An 18,535-nucleotide genomic window follows, 5' to 3' on the forward strand; every position below is an offset into this window, starting at 1 on the left:
CGAGTCTTGGGCGCGACACCGGAGTTTCGTCCACTGGGGACGGTCGGAGGGGAGCAATACGATGAGCAGGTCCGTGACCACGCGCATGGCGCAGTGGAGCGCACGGCACCCGGGCTGGGCGGTCGGACTGTGGCTGGTCTTCGTGGCCGCCACGTTCGCCCTCGGCAGCGTGATGGAGACCAGGCAGGCCACCGGTTCGGAGAACGGCGTCGGCGAGTCCCAGCACGCCGACCAGATTACGGAGTCGGGCGACTTCCCCGACCCCGACACCGACAACGTACTGATCACACCGCTCGCGGGAGGCTGGGACGCCCAACAGGCCACCGCCGCGGCCGAGGACGTCGCCGCCCGCATCGACGCCCACCCCGAGGTCGCCGAAGTCGGCGCCCCCGTGCCCTCCCCGGTCGGTGAGGGCGTGCTCGTGCCCATCACCTTCGGCGAGGACGTCGACGGAGAGGAGACCCTGCCCCTCCTCGACCCCGACATCGCCGCCGTCGCCGCCCAGAACAGCGACCTGCGCGTCGAACTCATCGGCGGCTCGTCCATCGACAAGGGCATCAACGACCTCGTCGACAGCGACCTCGGCAAAGCCGGCATGATCAGCCTCCCGCTGACCCTCGGCATCCTGCTCCTCGCCTTCGGCGCCATCATCGCCGCCGGCGTGCCGCTGCTGCTCGCGCTGTCGGCCGTCATGTCGGCGATGGGCCTGTGGGCCGTCGCCTCCCAGGTCTTCCCCGACCCGGGCACCGTGATGCACGTGATCCTGCTGGTCGGCATGGCCGTCGGCGTCGACTACTCACTGTTCTACCTCAAGCGCGAACGCGAGGAACGCGCCAAAGGCCGCGCCCACCTCGACGCCGTCGCCATCGCCGCCGAGACCTCCGGCCGCTCGGTCATCGTCTCCGGCCTCGCCGTCATGGTCTCCATGGGCGGCCTGTACCTGGCCGGCGACCCGGTCTTCAACGGCCTCGGTTCCGGCGCGATCATCGTCGTCGCGGTCGCCATGCTCGGCTCGCTGACCGTGCTCCCGGCCGTCCTCTCGAAGCTCGGCCGCGCCGTGGACCGTCCCCGCGTCCCCTTCATCTGGCGCCTCACCAACCGCGCCTACAACGCCGACCACCAGCCCCGCCTGTGGCCCACCCTCCTCAAACCCGCCCTGCGCGCGCCCAAGACGACCCTCGTGCTCGCCCTGGCCGCGATGGCCGCCCTCGCCTTCTTCGCGCTGGACATGCAGCCCAAGAACAGCGAGCTGGAGGACTTCCCGCCCGACATGCCCACCATCCAGGCCTACGAGCGGCTCACCACGGCCTTCCCCAGCGAGGGCAACACGCACTGGATCGCGGTCAAGGCCGACGCCGCCAGCGCCGAAGCGGTCGCCGACGCCCTCACCGACCTCAACACCAGGGCCGCCGGTGGCGAACTGTTCGCGCCCGCGGCCGAACCGGACCTGGAGGTCTCGGGCGACCGGACCGTGACCGTCATGGCCCTCCCCGTCCCCTTCAGCACCGGAACCACCGGTGCGGAGGACTCCCTCCACACACTGCGCGACGAGCTCGTGCCCGCCACGGTCGGGAAGATCGCCGGAGCCGACGTCGCCGTCGGCGGCGGCATCGCCGGCGACATCGACTACGTCGAGCACCAGCGGCGTGCGCTGCCCCTCGTCATCGGCTTCGTCGTCCTGCTGACCTTCCTGATGATGGCCGTGGCCTTCAAGTCCATCGTCGTCGCGCTGGTCACCGCCGCCCTCAACCTCGTCTCCGCCGCGGCCGCCTTCGGCGTCCTGGTCCTGGTGTTCCAGAAGACCTGGGCGGAGAACCTGCTCGACTTCAACTCCAACGGGCACGTGGTCACCTGGATCCCGCTGTTCCTGTTCGTGATCCTCTTCGGCCTCTCGATGGACTACCACGTCTTCGTGGTCAGCCGCATCCGCGAGGCCGTCAAGCAGGGCATGAACACCCGCGACGCCGTCGCCTACGGCATCACCCGCACCGCCGGCGTCGTCACCAGCGCGGCCATCGTCATGGTCGCCGTGTTCGGGGTCTTCGCGACCCTGAGCATGCTGGAGATGAAGCAGATCGGCGTCGGACTGTCGGTGGCCATCCTGATCGACGCCACCGTCATCCGGATCTTCCTGCTCCCGTCGATCATGACCCTGCTCGGCCGGGCCAACTGGTGGCCCTCGCGGCTCGGCCGCTTCACCCCCGGGACCCCGGCCGCGCCCGAGCGCGTCGAGGCCCTCGCCGGAGCGGGCCGCTGACCCCCGCTCCACACGCCGACCGCGGCCCGGGCACCGGGCCGCGGTCGGCACGTCACGCGAACCTGCCAAAGTAGGGCGATGACAACTGCGCCCAACGCCGTCACCGCGCTCTTCCGCGCCGCCATCGGCGGCGACAGCGATGGCATCGACGCCGCCACCAAGAGACTCGACGGGGACGGCTGGGCCGGCTCCGTCCGCCACGTCTTCGCCGTCTTCGGGCAGGCCGTCCAGCGACGCTTCCCGCCCGGCTACACCCGCGCCGACATCGTCCACTTCGTCGCCGACGTCCGCGCCGCCAGCCACGACCCGGGCTCCATGTCGGCCGACATCGCCGAGGAACTCGTCCGCGTCGCCCTCGGCGAAGCCGACCTCGACCCCGAACTCGGCTTCGAAGAGGTCATCACCCCGCAGATCTCCCTGGCCGTGGCGATCCTGCGCGAAGAACGCCTCAGCGACGCCGAACTCGACGAGTTCTTCACCGACGTCGAACTGCAGGTGGAGGGCTGGCTCGCCGCCGACCGCGAAGCCTGACGACGCAGCGCGCGACGAGACCCCGGCGACCGGTGAGCGGATAAGCTGCCCAGCAGCAGCCGCATCGCCGAAAGGGAGCCAAGTGCACCGCATCCTCGCGCACACAACCCCGCGCAACGTGGTCGTCTGGTCGGTGCTCGACGCAGAACTCGCCGCGCACGACGAACCCCTGACCATCGTCGACGTCGGCGGCGGCACCGGCGGCATGGCCGTCCCCCTCGCCGAGGCCGGCCACGCGGTCACCGTCGTCGACACCAGCCCCAACGCACTGGCCGGGCTCACCCGCCGCGCCACCGAGGCCGGTGTCGCCGAGCGCATCCAGGCCGTCCAGGGCGACGCCGACGCGCTCGCCGACGTGATCGAGCCGTCCTCGGCGCACCTCGTGCTCTGCCACAACGTCCTGGAAATGGTCGAGGCGCCCGACAAGGCCATGGGTTCGGTCGCGTCGGTCCTGCGGCCCGGGGGAGCCGTCAGCGTCCTCGTCGCCAACCGCGCCGCCGCCGTCCTCGCCCGCGCCCTCGGCGGGCACCTGCGGCTCGCCCAGGAGATCCTGACCGACGCCGACGGGCGCGCGGGCAACCGCGACACTCTCTCCCGCCGCTTCGAACTCAGCGGGATCACCGCGCTGGTCGAGCAGTCGGGTCTGGTCGTCGAACAGGTCCACGGGGTTCGCGTCATCGCCGACCTCGTGCCCGGCGGCTCCGACACCGAAGGCGCCACCGCCGACGCCCTGCGCGACTTCGAACTGGCCACCGCCGCCCGCCTGCCCTACCGCGACATCGCCAGCCAGCTGCACATCTTCGCCCGCCGGCCGCTGCCCACCGGGGACGGCGCATGACCGAGCTCGACACCTTCCCGCCCAGGTACGGGACGGGAAGCCTCGCCGACATCCTCCCGTCGGCCCTGGCCGTCCTCGGTGTCCCCGGCAACCCCGACGCCCTCGGCCTCGGCGAAGGGCCACTCTCCGGCGTGCGGCGGATCGCCGTGCTGCTCGTCGACGGCCTCGGCTACCGGCTGCTGAAGTACGCCTCGGCCGTCGCGCCGACGCTCGCCGACTTCACCTCCGGCCGCATCGGTGCGCTGCGCCCGCTGACCGCCGGCTTCCCGTCGACCACGCCCGTCAGCCTCGTCACGCTGGGCACGGGCATGCCCCCGGGCGCGCACGGCGTCGTCGGTTTCACCCTCAACATCCCCGACACCGAGCGCGTCCTCAACCACATCCGCTGGAACGGCGACCCCGATCCCATGCTCTGGCAGCCCCTGGACACGCGCTTCCAGCGCGCGGCGGCCGACGGCGTGGCGGTCACGGTCGTCAGCCGGCCCGAGTACGACGGTTCCGGCCTGACCACCTCGGCCTTCCGCGGCGCCCGCTACCGGGGCGCGTCGGGGCCCGACGAGATCGCCGCCGGGATGCGCGAGGCCCTCGCCGAGGGCGACCGGTCCTTCGTCTACGGGTACATCCCCGACGTCGACGCCAACGGCCACTACCACGGTGTCGACTCCCCGCAGTGGCGCTCGGCCGTCGCCCGCGTCGACCGGCTGCTGACCATGCTCGCCGACGGGCTGCCCGCCGACACCGCCCTCATCGTCACCGCGGACCACGGCATGATCGACGTGCCCGACGAGGCCCGCGTCGACATCACCGCGCACCCCGAGATGCGCCGGGGAGTCCGGTTGATCACCGGCGAGCCGCGCGTCCGCTACGTCCACACCCTGCCGGGCTCCGCCGGTGACGTCGGCGACACCTGGCGCGCCGTCCTCGGCGACCGCGCGCTCGTGCTGACCCGTGAGGAAGCGATCGACACCGGCTGGTTCGGGCCCGTGCCGCCCGGTAACGCCGCCCGCCTCGGGGACCTCATCGCGGTCTGCACCGGGCGCAACGTGATCCTCAACGTGCCCGAGGCCGACATGGAGGCCACCTCGCTGCTGCGCGCCTACCACGGCTCGATCACCGCCGCCGAGATGGAGATCCCCCTGCTGACCTTGCGCGGAACCGTCACACCCCCGGGCTAGATTGCGCAGGTGACCAGCGGGATCCTGCACGTCGACATGGACGCCTTCTTCGCCTCGTGCGAAGTCGCGCGCCGCCCCGAGCTGCGCGGCCGGCCCGTCATCGTCGGCGGTCTGGGCGCCCGGGGAGTCGTCAGCGCCGCGAACTACCCGGCCCGCGCCTACGGCGTGCACAGCGCGCTGCCCATGGCGATGGCCCGGCGCCGCTGCCCGCGCGGGGTGTTCCTGTCGCCGGACTTCACCGAGTACAAGCGCGTCTCGGACTCGGTGATGGCGATCTTCCGGGACGTCACGCCGCTGGTCGAGCCGCTCTCGGTGGACGAGGCCTTCCTCGACGTCCGGGGCGCCCGGCGGCTGTTCGGCGAGCCCCGCGAGATCGCCGAGGGCATCCGCGAGCGTATCTTCGCCGAACACGACATCACCTGCACCGTCGGCGTCGCGCCCACGAAGTTCATGGCCAAGCTCGCCTCCACGAAGGCCAAACCGGACGGGCTGCTGGTCATCGAGCCCGACGGAGTGCTCGCCTTCCTTCACCCCCTGCCCGTCTCTGACCTGTGGGGTGTCGGGGAGAAGACGGCCTCGTCGCTGGCCAGGCTCGGGCTGCACACCGTCGGCGACGTGGCCGCGCTGCCCGTCGCTCGCCTGCGGGCCGCCGTGGGGCAGGCCGCCGCGCTGCACCTGCACGAGCTGGCCTCCGGCCGTGACCCGCGCACGGTGAATGTGACGCGCGAGGAGAAGTCGGTCGGCGCCGAGACGACCTTCGACACCGACGTGTCCGACCCCGACGTCCTGCGCCGGGCGCTGCTGGAGCTGTCGAACAAGGTCGGCTCGCGCGCCAGACGCGCCGGGTACGTCGGCCGCACCGTGACCGTCAAGATCCGCTTCGACGACTTCCGCACCATCACTCGCAGCCGGACCCTGCACACCCCCACCGACGTCGCCCGCGAGTTGTTCACCCTCGCCAACGCCCTGCTGACGGAGCATTCGGGCGGTGCCGCGCTGCGGCTCATCGGGGTCCGGCTGGAAGGACTCGTCGAGACCGGACGGGTCGCCAGGCAGCCCGCGCTGGGTGAACGCGAACACGGTTGGCGGGACGCCGAGCAGACCGTCGACAGCCTCCGGGAGCGTTTCGGGGCGAAGGTTGTCCGACCAGCTAGCCTGCTAGACCCCGCGGCGGGCGATCACTAGGTAAAGTCGCATTGACATCCGGGTACCGGATGCGTGTGACCGACCGTAGACTGGCGTGTAGACACCCCAACAAGGTGCCTACGCTCCAACGTTCCCTGTCGGATGGCCGACGTCGCAACCGGGGAGGAGTGCCGTGCCGCTTTCCGAGCATGAGCAGCGATTGTTCGAGGAGATCGAGCGGTCGCTCGCCGACGACCCCAAATTCGCCTCCGCGGTCCGCGCAAGCGACCCACGTCATCACGCCAAACGCCGACTCGTCGTCGCAGGCCTCATCGTGCTGGCCGGACTCGCCCTGCTCGTCCTGGGCGCCGTCAACCGGTTGATCCCCCTGGGCGTCGCCGGCGCCGTGGTCATGTTCGGCGCACTGTTCGTCCTGCGCCCCCCACGCCGCAACCGCAAGGGCCGCCTGCGCTCCGTCGGCGGGACCGCGTCCCGAAGGACCTCGCGCCGGGGATCCCTCGCCGACCGTCTTGAGGAGAAGTGGCGCCGCCGCGGACTGCGGTGAGGCCAGGGGAGTGGTGAGGCTCAGCGAACCGGTGGGTTCCGCGGGCCTCGCGGTTTCTGGCGGTGGGTCGGCGCCGTGGTTCCCACCGACCGTGAGGGACCGATCGGATCAACGACGGTGCGCGGCCGCACACCCCGCCTCCGGCTCAGGAGTCGAGCCCTTCCACCTGCTCGGCGAAGCCCGGCCCTGGTACGTCCTGAACAGCACCGGCACGGCGTGGGTCCCTTGCACATACGGCTGACTCGACACGCACCCGGGCAACGCCCGGCCATGACGGTTCCGCGCAGCCGCTGCCATCGGTGGAACACCCCCGACGCCCAGGCCGCCCAGGTCCCCACCCGGGCGGCCCGCTGTCGTCTCGCGTCTCTTCGCCGCGTGCCCCTGTGCGCGGCGGTGCGGCCGGTGCGGCCGCCTTGCCCGATCCGTCGGGCCACCGCGGTCAGAACGCCGCCGTGGCCAGTTCGCCCACCGCCTTGTCGACGGCCGAGAGGATCTCGCGGATCGTCGGCGTGTGGCGGTCGGCGATGGCGAAGAGCTGCTTGCGCAGCGCCGCTCCGCCCGTCGAGAGGTGCAGCGCCCCTTCGAGCTGCATCACGTACAGCAGCCCGCAGAGGGCCGCGTAGCCCGCGTCGGGCGCCACCACGCCCGTCACGGTCCTCCGGAGCGCCCCTCGTGCCCTCGACACGTACGCCTCCTGTGTGGGCACGTGCCGGGTCACCGGCAGCAGCCCCAGACGGCGGGTCGTCTTCGGCATCAGGACGCCGACGGTGACCATCTCCGCGCACACGCGCTCGTACATCCCGGGGTGCCACGTCATGATCCAGTCATAGGCACCACGTGTGCTGCCGGTTCCCCGGATCTCGGCGACGGCCTGTCCCTCCATGCCCTCGCCGATGAGCCCGGGGGCCGGCCGGTCGCCGGCCTGATCCCGCTGCCACGCGCTGATCCGGCCGTGCGTGCCGTCGATCAGGCCCCGCAGGGCCAGATCGATCAGCAGCGACCCGGCCAGTCCCGCCGACAGCGAGGGCACGTGGATGAGCGGCTTTCCGCTTTCTTCGTGTGAGAGCAGGAACAGCTCGTCGCGCACCGGCAACCGGTCGTCCACCGTTTACTCCCGTCCGTGCTCGCGGCCGATTCCCCGCAATCGGTCGTGGGTCCCCTGGTACGCGCTGATCCTTGGCAGATAAGCCTTCTCGACGCTAGCCACCATTGTGTAGTTGGGGTCGCACACATTGCCGACCGGGGCCTGCCCCGCCTGCCCGACGAGCTGGTAGGCGTCCAGCTGCTCCAGACCGGTGAGGTCGCCGACCCAGCCGACGAGGTCGTGTTGGCTGATCCGGAACGCGTCCTCCAGTGGACGCGCCGAACCCGTCGACATCAGCTCGGTGTCCGACTCGAACCGCGGCCAGGGCGTGCTCACGCCCTTGATCAGGTCCACGACGACGACCGTGTTCATCGCCGCCTCGACGGCGACGCCGGTGACCTCTCCGGCTCCCTGGCGGCAGTGCCCGTCGCCGAGGGCGAAGAGCGCGCCGTCCACGTTCACTCCGAAGTAGACGGTCACCCCGGCCCGCAGCTGCGGGCTGTCCATGTTCCCGCCGTGCGCGTCGGGCACGATCGTCATGCGCGACTCGCCCGCGCCCGGAGCGACGCCGACGGTGCCGTGCATCGGATCCAGCGGCAGTTCGACGGTGAAGTCGGACTTGCGCGCGTGGTAGCGCACGACGCCCGCGGCGACGTCCACGTCGTACTTCCACACCCGCTCTTCGAGCGGCGCCTGGAGCGTCGCGGTGTGCGAGGTGCTCGTCAGCGCGCCGAAGTGGGGGAACGTCGACGACACGGCCCAGTCGCGCGCGGGCGTGATCGACGCGAAGTGCAGGGCGAGGGTGTCGCCCGGCTCGGCGCCGTTGACGTGGAACGGCCCCGACACCGGATTGAGGTATGGGAACGTGCACACCTGCGTCGGCAGGTCGTCGACGCCTCGCACGGCCCCACCGAAGCAGTCCTCGGTGTAGACGCGCAGGACGTCGCCGGGATTGATCCGCAGGACCGGCTCCCGGTTCCCACCGAAGGTGTACGCGAGCTGTTCGAGCGTCGGGCGGTAGGTGTGGACCTCGGTCATGCGCTCTCTCCGCTGAAGGCCGGACGTTTGTCGGGTTCCGGGCTGTCCCCGCCGGTGATCGGCGCGGGCAGCTTCGGGCCACGGCCCATGATGTACAGCGTGATCAGGACGATGAAGCCGAGGCCGAGCCAGCAGAGCCCGACGATCTGCGCGGCCAGGTTCGCGTGGATCACCACGGCCGTCAGAATCCCGAAGCCGATGACCGGCATCACCAGGTGCGCGAAGTAGCGCTTGCTCTTCAGGCGCCCGATGTAGTGCCACACCACCGAGACGTGCAGGGCCAGGAACGCGATCATGGCACCGAAGTTGATCAGCCCCGACAGCGTGCCGATGTTGTCGCCGATCTTGTCGGCGTCGACCACCGCCCACAGGCCCACACCCAGCGAGACGGCGGCGACCAGCAGGATCGAGTTCGTCGGCACACCGTGCTTCACCGACACCTTCGACAGGAAACGCGGCAGCTGACGGTCCCGCGACATCGCGTACAGCAGACGCGAGGTCGCGACCTGCGCGACGAGCGAGTCGGCGAAGCCCCAGGCGATCGCGGTCGCGGCCAGCGTCAACGTGGCCAGCCACTTCCCGCCCGCGGCGAGCTGGGCGGCGTCGTAGAACGCGACACCGTCGGCGTCACCGTTGGCGATGATGTCGGCGGCCTTCTCGGCCGGGACGTACATCGCCGCCACCCAGGTCTGCGCGACGAACAGCAGGCCCGCGAGGCCGAGCGCGCCCGCCATGGCCCTGCCGATCTGGCGCGCGTTGCCCTTGCTCTCCTCGGCGAGCATCGAGATGCCGTCGAAGCCCAGGAAGGACAGCACGGCGACCGACGCGGCACCGAAACCGACGCCCCAGGTGAAGGTGTCGCTGTTGTAGAAGGCGTCCCACGAGAAGCCCTCACCGCGGCCTTCGATGAGCCCGTTGATCCCGATGACCAGGAAGATCGCCAGCACTGCGAGCTCGCCGAGCAGGAGCAGTCGGGTGACGCCCATGGTCAACTTGATGCCGAGGATGTTGACGATCGTGTTGAGGAGCAGGAAGCCCACCAGCCAGGCCCACACGGGCACCGAGGTGACGATCCCGTTCATCGCGACGCTGGCGATCACGTACAGCAGCGACGGCACGAGGATGTAGTCGAGCAGGATCGACCAGCCCGCCAGGAACCCGACCGGCGGCTTGATGCCGCGCCCGGCGTAGTTGTACACCGACCCGGCCATCGGGAAGGCCTGCACCATCTGCGAGTAGGACCAGGCGGTGAAGATCATGGCGGCCATACCGACGAGATAGGCGAGCGCGACCATGCCGTGCGCGGCCTGGAACACGCTGCCGAAGATGCCGAACGGCGCGATCGGGACCATGAAGATGAGGCCGTAGAACATCAGATCGGCGAAACCTACCGTCCGCCGAAGCTCCTGGCGGTAACCGAACCTCTCGATCCCTTCGGGGTGAGTCACGAAGTGGATCCTTTCTTGTCGAGGGGGGAAGACACGACAACGCGCCACCCCCGTTGGGCTGTCCTCCCAGGTGAGAAGTGGCGCGGATCGGAACGTGTTCGTGCGGTTGCTGAATCTAGCTATCACTTACCGGATAGGGAAAGTTGGAGGATCCGCTATGGACAGTCCAAGCTGGACACGTCTGGGCAGGTGAACGGAGGGATGTTGACCGGAAGGCGGATTCTATTCACTGAATAAGGTGCGATCACCGAGTGATTCACCGGATGCGCGCGGTGTCGGGAGCAGGACGCGAACAGGGCGTGGAACCGACCCGGTTCCACGCCCTGACCTCGCCTTTCACGCTCCGGTGGCGCTAGGCCCGCCGGAAGCCGCGCGACACCTTCCGCGCCAGCCGCATCCGTGCGCGGCTGACGGAGTTGACCGTCCTGGCCACCGCGCGCGAGACGTTCTGCCGCCACGAGCGGAGCACCGACGGCGGTGCCAGCCGGATCCACATCCCGCGTCCGCGCCCGGTGTGCGTACCGAGCTCGGCGCGCACCGACTTCAGCGCGCTCGACAGGTCCTGCCTCGGCGGCGGTTCCGCCGCGTAACGCGCCTGCTCCTCCGCCGAGGCCAGGAACCTGACGCCGTCGGCGGCGGCTCCGGTGAGCTTCGGTCTGGCGATGAGCCGGTCGGCGGTGCCTCGCGGCGTCTCCGAGGGCCCGCCGGGGAAGTCGTAGTCCACAAGCGTGTCCTGCAACTCCAGCCACGCCTGATGCGCCGCCTCGGCCGGGTCCTCACCGGCCCGCAGCCGGCGTCTGCGCCGCGACGCGCGGTTCAGCGACGGGGTCGCCAGCAGGAACAGCGCGGCCACACCGCCACCGAGCCAGTACGGCCACACCGGCGGCTTGTCCGCGCCCGCGCCGGCCGCGCCGGCACCGGTGTCGCCCAGGGCCGGGTCCAGGAAGTCGGTCGGACCGCCGCTGGGGCCCCCGGCCGGGTTGTTCGGGTCCTGGGACGGACCGCCGTTGCTGTTGCCGGTCTCGTCGTCGACGCGGTTGGGGTCCGGCGCCCACGGGGTGTCGACCGGGCCGCGGACACCGCTCGACGGCGTCGGGTCGAAGGAGACCCAGCCGTAACCGGGGAACCAGACCTCGACCCACGCGTGGGCGTTGAAGTTGGTGACCACCAGCGAACCGTTGACCGGGTTGCCCTTGGTGAAGCCGATGACCGCGCGGGCCGGGACGCCCGCCGAACGCAGCAGCCACACCATCGCCGCCGCGTACTGCTCGCAGAAGCCGCGCTTGTTCTCCAGGAAGTCCTCGATCGCGGTCGCGGCCGAACCCTTCTCGGTCGTCTTCTGGTAGGCGAAGCCGTTCTCGATCGAGAAGTGGTCGTTGATCGCCATGGCCCGGTCGTAGTCGTTGGTCATGCCCTCGGTCAGCCGGTCGGCCAGCTGCTGCACCGACTCGACGTTCTCGACTTGCGTGTTGAGCTCGTAGAAGTCGGTGCCCGACTGCGTCGAGGCCGCCTCGCGCAGCAGGTCCGGCGTGTAGTTGTAGCGCCGGAAACCGAAGGAGTAGGTCAGCCCCTCGGTGTTGCGCGAGTTCGAGAAGACCGTCTCGGTGCTCGGGTTGTACAGCCACGACCGGTTGATGTCCACCGACGTCGTCCCGGCGTACAGGGGCAGCGTGCTGCTGTTCATGCTCAGCACGTTCACCTGCGCCTGGTAGTCCTGCCACGTCAACGCCGGGTCGTACTCCGGTCCGGCGATGCCCTCGGCCACCGGATAGGCGCCCTGGTCAGGCGCGTCCGACGGCTTGATGACGTCCCCGGTGAGCGTGTCCAGCACGTACAGGCGCAGGTAGTTGGGACTCGGGTCGTTCGTGGTGACCTGGAGCATCGCGGTCGTCTCGGACTGGTTGAGGTCACCGCGGAGCTGCAACATCGGGTCGATGCGCGTGGCGCCGTTGCCGCCCGAGCTCCCGTCCCCGTTGCCGCCCGTGCCCGTCCCGAAGGAGTCGAGCAGCCCGGCGGTGTTGATCCCCGGCATGATCACCGGGAACAGCAGCGCCAGCACGATCCCGACCGCCGACAGCCAGCGCCCGGTGCTCGCCAGCGGCGAGGGCTCCCACATGTCGATGTTGCGGCCGTCGCCGGTGAAGCGCCTGCCGAAACGGCGGACCCGGTGGATGTTGTCGGTCAGGAGCAGCCACAGGTAGCCCAGCGCCCCCGGGATGAACAGCACCCACGGAACCGGCTCCTGCATCACCGTCATCGGGACGACGTAGAGCACCAGCATCGGCAGACCCGCCAGCGCGGGCGTGCGCAGCCCCATGGTGAACAGGTCCACCAGCACGGCCATCACCCCGACGCCGAGGACCGCCACGAAGATCAGGCCCGGCGAGTCCTGCACCGGGATCGTCGACTCGGCCGCCGACTTCCCCGCCTCGGAGAACAGCTCCCCGAAGTTGCCCGCCGTGGCCCCCGTCGGGATCAGCCCGAGAACCGCGCCCTTCGACGCGCTCGTCCACGTCAGGAACAGCCCGAGCGCGACCAGCTGCGCGCCCAGGACCGCGAGGAGCGGCGCCCGCAGCGTGCGCAGGCCCATACCCGTGCCGACCACGATCGCCACCGCGAACACGATCGGCAGGAACCACTCGAACAGCCCGGCGAAGATCAGCGTCAGCGGGGCCGTGGCGAGCAGGATCGCCGCACCGCCGACCATGGCCACGTTGTGGCGCCGGTTCATGGCGTTCCTCCAGAAGTCGGTCCCGCGGGCGCCGCCGACCCGCCGAGGTGTGTCGCGGCCTCGGCCATCGCCGCCCGGATCGCGAAGCCCTGCCCGGTGCGCCCGACCAGCGGCCACAGGTGCGCCAGGTCGTCGCCGCGCCGGACCGGCACGACCTTCCAGCCCGTCCGCATGAGGCTCAGGACGGTGCCGTGGAAGGCCTCGTCGGCGATCTGCCGCTGCGGGGGAGGCAGCGGCAGCCAGGTGCTGGAGTCGATGAGCAGCGCGATACAGCTCGCGCCCGACATCCGCAGTCCCGCCAGCCGCTCGGCCTCAGCGCCGTCGAGACGGCCGATGACACCGATGATCAGCCCGCCGTGCTCGCCCTGGCGGACCTGGTGGACCAGCTCGTCGAGGTCGCCGTGCTTGCGCAGGCGAACCTCGGCCAGGTGGTCGAGGATCTCGCCCTCGCCGCCGAGTTGCCCGTCCAGGTCGACGGTCTCGGTGACCATGCGCAGCTTGTAGCCGGCACCCTTGAGGTGCAGCGCGATGCTCGCCGTCGCGGCCACCGCCCATTCGAAGCTCGACGTGGGGCCCTCGCCCCGGTGCCCGGCGCCGCGCACGTCCAGCAGGACCGTGGCCCGGCTCTCCCACGGCTGTTCCTCGCGGCGGACCATCAGCTCGCCGGCGCGGGCCGTGGAACGCCAGTGGACCCGGCGCAGGTCGTCGCCGTAGCGGTACTCGCGGGTGGCGACGTCGTCCTCACCGTGGACCGCGACCGACCGTGAACGGCTCTCACCGCTGCCGGCGTACTCGCCGGTGAGGCGGACGTGCGGCAGCGCGGTGATCTTCGGGGTGACCGTCAGGCGGTCGGTGGTGGGGAAGGAACGGGTGACCTCGCACAGTCCGAAGGGGTCGGTCATGCGGATCACGAGCGGGCCGACGTCGTAGCGCCCGCGCGCTTCGGCGCGGACGGTGTACGACACCGAACTGCCCATCAGCCCCGCCAGGCGCTCCAGCACCAGGCGCGGGCGTGACCCAAGGGCGTAGGGCAGCCGGTCCTCCAGCATCAGCGTGCCGGTCGGCATGCGCGCGGAGTTCCGCAGGCGCAGCACGACGCGGGCACTGTGCCCGACCTCGGCGCGCTGCGGGTCGAGCACCCGCGCGCTGATCAGCTTGTACCGGGTCCGCGTCAGGGCGAAGGCGGACAGCAACGGCATGGCGGCGATGAGCGCCGCCACGCGCATGAGGTCCTTCTCGCCGACGACGAGGGCCACCAGCCCGATCGAGACCGCCGCGGCGAAGAAGGCCTTGCCCCGGGTCGTCAGACCACGCAGCGACTCCCTCATGAGCTACCTGCCGTGACCGGCGCGCTGCACGGGGAGGCGGTGCACGAGGTCGGCGACGATGGCGTCGGTGGTGCGGCGCGCGAGCTGTGCCTCCGAGGTCGGCAGCAGGCGGTGGGCGAGGACGGGTACCGCGAGGGCCTGGAGGTCGTCGGGCAGGACGAACTCGCGGCCTTCGAGGGCGGCGACGGCGCGGGCCGTGCGCAGGAGCTGGAGCGCCGAGCGCGGGCTGGCGCCGAGACGAAGGTCGGGTGCCTCCCGGGTGGCGTGGACGAGCGCGACGGCGTACTGCTTCACCGCGTCGGACACGTGCACGTGCCGGGCGGTGTTGATCATCCGGCGGATCACGTCGGCGTCGACGACCGGTCCGAGCTCGTCGAGCGGGTCGGCGCCGCCGTGCACGTTGAGCATCTCCAGCTCGGCGGTGGTGTCGGGGTAGCCGATCGCGACGCGTGCGGTGAAGCGGTCGCGCTGCGCCTCGGGGAGGGGGTAGGTGCCCTCCATCTCGATGGGGTTCTGCGTCGCGATCACCATGAACGGCGTCTGCAGCTGGTAACTGTGGCCGTCGACGGTGACCTGCCGCTCCTCCATGCATTCCAGGAGGGCGGACTGCGTCTTCGGGGACGCGCGGTTGATCTCGTCACCGACCACGAGGTTGGCGAAGACGGCGCCGGGCTTGAACTCGAAGTCGTGGGTGTCCTGGTTGTAGATGGACACACCGGTGACGTCGCTCGGCAGCAGGTCGGGCGTGAACTGGATGCGCCGGACGGTGCAGTCGATCGAGCGGGCGAGGGCCTTGGCGAGCTTGGTCTTACCGACCCCGGGGACGTCCTCGATGAGCAGGTGGCCCTCGGCGAGCAGCACCGCGAGCGACAGCCGGACGATCGCGTTCTTGCCCTCGATGACGCGCTCGATGTTGGCCACCACGGAGTCGGCGGCCGCCTTGAACTCGTGCAGTGCCATCGGTGCTCCAAGATCCTGCCACTGGCCGCTCCGGGTGGGATGAACGGTCATTCGGCCTCCTCGACACGGGGCGCGACGGACACAGGTAGTCGTCGTGCCGTTTCATGGGGGGCAGCGTGCCATGACCGCGCCAGCCGTCCTCCCCGTACGGACTTCTCTGAATAATGTCAGCAACCACCCAGGAAGATGAAACGCCGAAGCGGTCATTTGTTCATAACGAGTTGGGCGACAACCGAAAGGTCGCGACCAGCTGCGATCAAGGGGTCGCTCGGCGTGAGATCCCAGGTGGGGCAGGGGTTCGGGGCCCCCGGGAAAGCCTACGCGCGGTGACCGGATTTCGGGGGGCGCGCGGACGGGGCCCGGGACCGGCCGGCAGGGGGCGCGGCGCGGGGCCGCATTCCGGATAGAGGCCCTGGTCGCCGCGCGCTACACTGCACGCATGAAGGCGGCCCGGCTGCTCCTTAGTAGGCCGTGCTGACGCGAGGCTCATTCCGCGACGGCACGGCATCCCCTCCTGCGCGAGGGGATTTTTTATGCCCTTGAATCGACCTGTCTGTTGAGGTGACAAGACCATGAATGACGTCAATCCCGGCGACATTCCCCCGCACCGTTACGACGCCGGCCTGGCCAACTCCATCGAGGCCCGCTGGCAGGAGCACTGGGCGCAGCACGGGACCTTCGACGCGGTGAACCCGTCAGGACCGCTGTCCGACCCCTCCCATCCGCGCGCGGGGGCCGAGAAGCTGTTCGTGATGGACATGTTCCCCTACCCCTCGGGTGCGGGACTGCACGTCGGCCACCCGCTGGGCTACATCGCCACCGACTGCTATTCGCGCTACAAGCGCATGGCCGGATACAACGTGCTGCACCCGATGGGTTACGACGCCTTCGGTCTGCCCACCGAGATCTACGCCGTGCAGACCGGCCGCCACCCGGCCGGGATCACCGAGGAGAACATCGCCCGCTACCGCGGCCAGCTGCGCCGCCTGGGCATGGGTTACGACACCAAGCGCACCTTCGCCACGTCGGACCCCGAGTACTACAAGTGGACCCAGTGGATCTTCCTGAAGATCTTCAACTCCTGGTACGACCCGGCCGCCGACGCCGCTCGCCCGATCGAGGAACTGGTCGCGTCCTTCGCCGACGGCACCCGTGCGGTGCCCGGCGGACGTTCGTGGGCGGAGCTGGACGAGGTTGAGCGCCGCGAGATCGTCGACGGGCACCGCCTGGTCTACGTCGACGAGGCCCCGGTGAACTGGTGCCCGGGCCTGGGCACGGTGCTGTCGAACGAGGAGGTCACCTCCGAGGGCCGCAGCGAGCGCGGGAACTTCCCGGTCTTCACCCGCAACCTGCGCCAGTGGAAGATGCGCATCACCGCCTACTCCGAGCGTCTGCTGGCCGACCTGGAGGGCGTCGACTGGCCCGACCCGGTCAAGGCGATGCAGCGCAACTGGATCGGCCGCTCGGTCGGCGCGCACATCGACTTCGGCACGTCCGCGGCCCCGATCCGGGTGTTCACGACCCGCCCGGACACGATCTTCGGCGCGACGTACATGGTCCTGGCGCCCGAGCACGAGCTGGTCGACGGGCTGGTACCGGCGGCGTGGCCCGAGGGCACGCACGAGGTGTGGACCAACGGGCACGCGACTCCCGCCGAGGCCGTGGCCGCCTACCGCAAGTTCGCCGCCGCGAAGACCGACGTGGAGCGCCAGGAGGGCGCCAAGGACAAGACCGGCGTGTTCGTCGGGTCCTTCGCGGTCAACCCGGTGACCGGCGCGCGAGTCCCCGTCTTCATCGCCGACTACGTCCTGGCCGGTTACGGCACGGGCGCGATCATGGCGGTGCCCGGACAGGACGAGCGCGACTGGGACTTCGCCGAGGCGTTCGAGCTGCCGATCGTGCGCACGGTACAGCCGACGGAGGGCTTCGAGGGCAAGGCCTTCACCGGTGAGGGTCCGGCGATCAACTCCAGCGCCGAGGGTGTCAGCCTGGACGGCCTGGGCGTCGTCGAGGCGAAGGCCCGCATCATCGCGTGGCTGGAGGAGAAGGGCGCCGGTGTCGGCGCGATCAACTATCGCCTGCGCGACTGGCTGTTCTCCCGCCAGCGCTACTGGGGCGAACCCTTCCCGATCGTCTACGACGAGACAGGCATGCCGGTGGCGCTGCCGGAGTCGATGCTGCCGGTCGAGCTGCCCGAGATCGACGACTTCTCCCCGAAGACCTTCGACCCGGACGACGCCGACACCGCACCCGAGCCGCCCCTGGGCCGCGCCACGGAGTGGGTCGAGGTCACCCTGGACCTGGGCGACGGGCCGAAGAAGTACCACCGCGAGACCAACACGATGCCCAACTGGGCCGGGTCGAGCTGGTACGAGATCCGCTACATCGACCCCGGCGACGAGAACGAGATGGTCTCGCCCGACAACGAGCGCTACTGGATGGGGCCGCGCGACGGCGGGCACATCGGCGGCGTCGACCTGTACGTCGGCGGTGTGGAGCACGCCGTCCTGCACCTGCTGTACGCGCGCTTCTGGCAGAAGGTCCTGTTCGACCTGGGCTACGTCTCGACGGCCGAGCCCTTCCACAAGCTGATCAACCAGGGCTACATCCAGGCGTACGCCTACACCGACAAGCGCGGTGTGTACGTCCCGGCGGCCGAGGTCGAGGAGGTCGACGGGAACTTCTTCTACGAGGGCGAGCGGGTCGAGCGCGAGTACGGCAAGATCGGCAAGTCCCTGAAGAACGTCGTCACGCCCGACGAGATGTGCGACGAGTACGGCGCCGACACCTTCCGCGTCTACGAGATGTCGATGGGCCCGCTGGAGGCGTCGCGCCCCTGGGACACCCGTGCCGTCGTCGGCTCGCAGCGTTACCTGCAGCGCCTGTGGCGCAACGTCGTCGACGAGAACACCGGGGCGGTGCGCGTCGCCGACGCCGAACCCGCCGAGGAGACCTGGAAGATCCTGCACCACACCATCGCCGGTGTGCGCGAGGACATGGAGCACCTGCGGCTGAACACCGCGATCGCCAAGCTGATCACGCTGAACAACCACGTGACCGGCCTGGCCGAGGTGCCCCGCGCGATCGCCGAACCGCTGATCCTGATGACGGCGCCGATCGCGCCGCACATCGCCGAGGAACTGTGGAACCGGATCGGGCACGGCGGCTCCCTGGCCAACACCGACTTCCCGGAGGCCGACGAGGCCTACCTGGTCGTCGAGACCGTCACCTATCCCGTGCAGATCAACGGGAAGGTGCGCGGACGGGTCGAGGTCGCCGCCGGCGCCACCGAGGAGGCCGTGCGCGAGGCCGCGCTGGCCGAGGAGAAGGTCGTGGCGGCCCTGGGCGGCAAGGAGCCGCGCAAGGTCATCGTGATCGCGGACCGGATGGTCTCGATCGTCGCCTGAACCGCGTGAGAACGAGGGCCGCCGGGGAAACCCCGGCGGCCCTTTCCG

General features: G+C 70.4%; 13 protein-coding genes. 7 read left to right on the plus strand and 6 right to left on the minus strand.

Annotation, left to right across the window (positions count from 1 at the left end; all coding sequences use genetic code 11):
* The first annotated feature begins 61 nt into the window (after positions 1–61).
* The 6 genes from HNR73_RS02860 (at position 62) to HNR73_RS02880 (ending at position 6,491) form a co-directional block, all read left to right on the plus strand.
* The gene (locus HNR73_RS02860; RefSeq protein ID WP_184785611.1) at positions 62–2,257 is read left to right on the plus strand and encodes an MMPL family transporter; all 2,196 of its coding nucleotides are present in this window, start codon (positions 62–64) and stop codon (positions 2,255–2,257) included.
* A gap of 78 nt (positions 2,258–2,335) precedes the next feature.
* Positions 2,336–2,788 (plus strand): hypothetical protein, encoded by a 453-nt coding sequence (locus HNR73_RS39425; protein WP_239122075.1) that lies wholly within the window; start codon positions 2,336–2,338, stop codon positions 2,786–2,788.
* Positions 2,789–2,870: 82 nt separating this feature from the next.
* Positions 2,871–3,626, plus strand: a complete 756-nt coding sequence (locus HNR73_RS39430) for a methyltransferase domain-containing protein (RefSeq protein WP_239122074.1) — start codon at positions 2,871–2,873, stop codon at positions 3,624–3,626.
* Complete coding sequence (locus HNR73_RS02870) at positions 3,623–4,801, plus strand: alkaline phosphatase family protein (RefSeq protein WP_184785613.1); 1,179 nt, start codon at positions 3,623–3,625, stop codon at positions 4,799–4,801. Before HNR73_RS39430 ends, HNR73_RS02870 begins: the two co-directional genes overlap by 4 nt.
* A 9-nt stretch (positions 4,802–4,810) precedes the next feature.
* The gene (dinB, locus tag HNR73_RS02875; RefSeq protein ID WP_373316603.1) at positions 4,811–5,986 is read left to right on the plus strand and encodes a DNA polymerase IV; all 1,176 of its coding nucleotides are present in this window, start codon (positions 4,811–4,813) and stop codon (positions 5,984–5,986) included.
* A gap of 133 nt (positions 5,987–6,119) precedes the next feature.
* On the plus strand, positions 6,120–6,491 hold the full coding sequence (locus tag HNR73_RS02880) for an SCO2097 family morphological protein (RefSeq protein ID WP_184785614.1): 372 nt from the start codon (positions 6,120–6,122) through the stop codon (positions 6,489–6,491).
* A 439-nt stretch (positions 6,492–6,930) separates the two neighbouring features.
* Here HNR73_RS02880 and HNR73_RS02885 read toward each other — a convergent pair whose 3' ends face one another.
* The 6 genes from HNR73_RS02885 to HNR73_RS02910 all read right to left on the minus strand — a co-directional run bounded on the left by HNR73_RS02885 (position 6,931) and on the right by HNR73_RS02910 (position 15,080).
* Positions 6,931–7,596, minus strand: coding sequence for a GOLPH3/VPS74 family protein (locus tag HNR73_RS02885; RefSeq protein WP_184785615.1), 666 nt, complete (start codon positions 7,594–7,596; stop codon positions 6,931–6,933).
* A 3-nt stretch (positions 7,597–7,599) separates the two neighbouring features.
* Entirely contained in the window at positions 7,600–8,613 is a 1,014-nt protein-coding gene (locus tag HNR73_RS02890; protein ID WP_184785616.1) for an acetamidase/formamidase family protein, read from the minus strand.
* Positions 8,610–10,061, minus strand: coding sequence for an APC family permease (locus tag HNR73_RS02895; protein WP_239122073.1), 1,452 nt, complete (start codon positions 10,059–10,061; stop codon positions 8,610–8,612). The genes HNR73_RS02890 and HNR73_RS02895 overlap by 4 nt, the downstream gene beginning before the upstream one ends.
* A 352-nt stretch (positions 10,062–10,413) precedes the next feature.
* Entirely contained in the window at positions 10,414–12,792 is a 2,379-nt protein-coding gene (locus tag HNR73_RS02900) for a transglutaminase TgpA family protein (RefSeq protein WP_184785617.1), read from the minus strand.
* Positions 12,789–14,120: a DUF58 domain-containing protein gene (locus HNR73_RS02905; protein ID WP_184785618.1), complete on the minus strand. Its 1,332-nt coding sequence runs from the start codon at positions 14,118–14,120 to the stop codon at positions 12,789–12,791. Before HNR73_RS02905 ends, HNR73_RS02900 begins: the two co-directional genes overlap by 4 nt.
* Positions 14,121–14,123: 3 nt before the next feature.
* Positions 14,124–15,080: an AAA family ATPase gene (locus HNR73_RS02910; RefSeq protein WP_184785619.1), complete on the minus strand. Its 957-nt coding sequence runs from the start codon at positions 15,078–15,080 to the stop codon at positions 14,124–14,126.
* 572 nt (positions 15,081–15,652) lie between these two features.
* On the opposite strand from HNR73_RS02910, the gene leuS reads away from it, so the two are divergent.
* Positions 15,653–18,487: a leucine--tRNA ligase gene (leuS, locus tag HNR73_RS02915; RefSeq protein WP_184785620.1), complete on the plus strand. Its 2,835-nt coding sequence runs from the start codon at positions 15,653–15,655 to the stop codon at positions 18,485–18,487.
* Positions 18,488–18,535 lie beyond the last annotated feature (48 nt).

Origin of the sequence: Phytomonospora endophytica (genome assembly GCF_014202425.1) — a bacterium.
GTDB lineage: Bacteria > Actinomycetota > Actinomycetes > Mycobacteriales > Micromonosporaceae > Phytomonospora > Phytomonospora endophytica.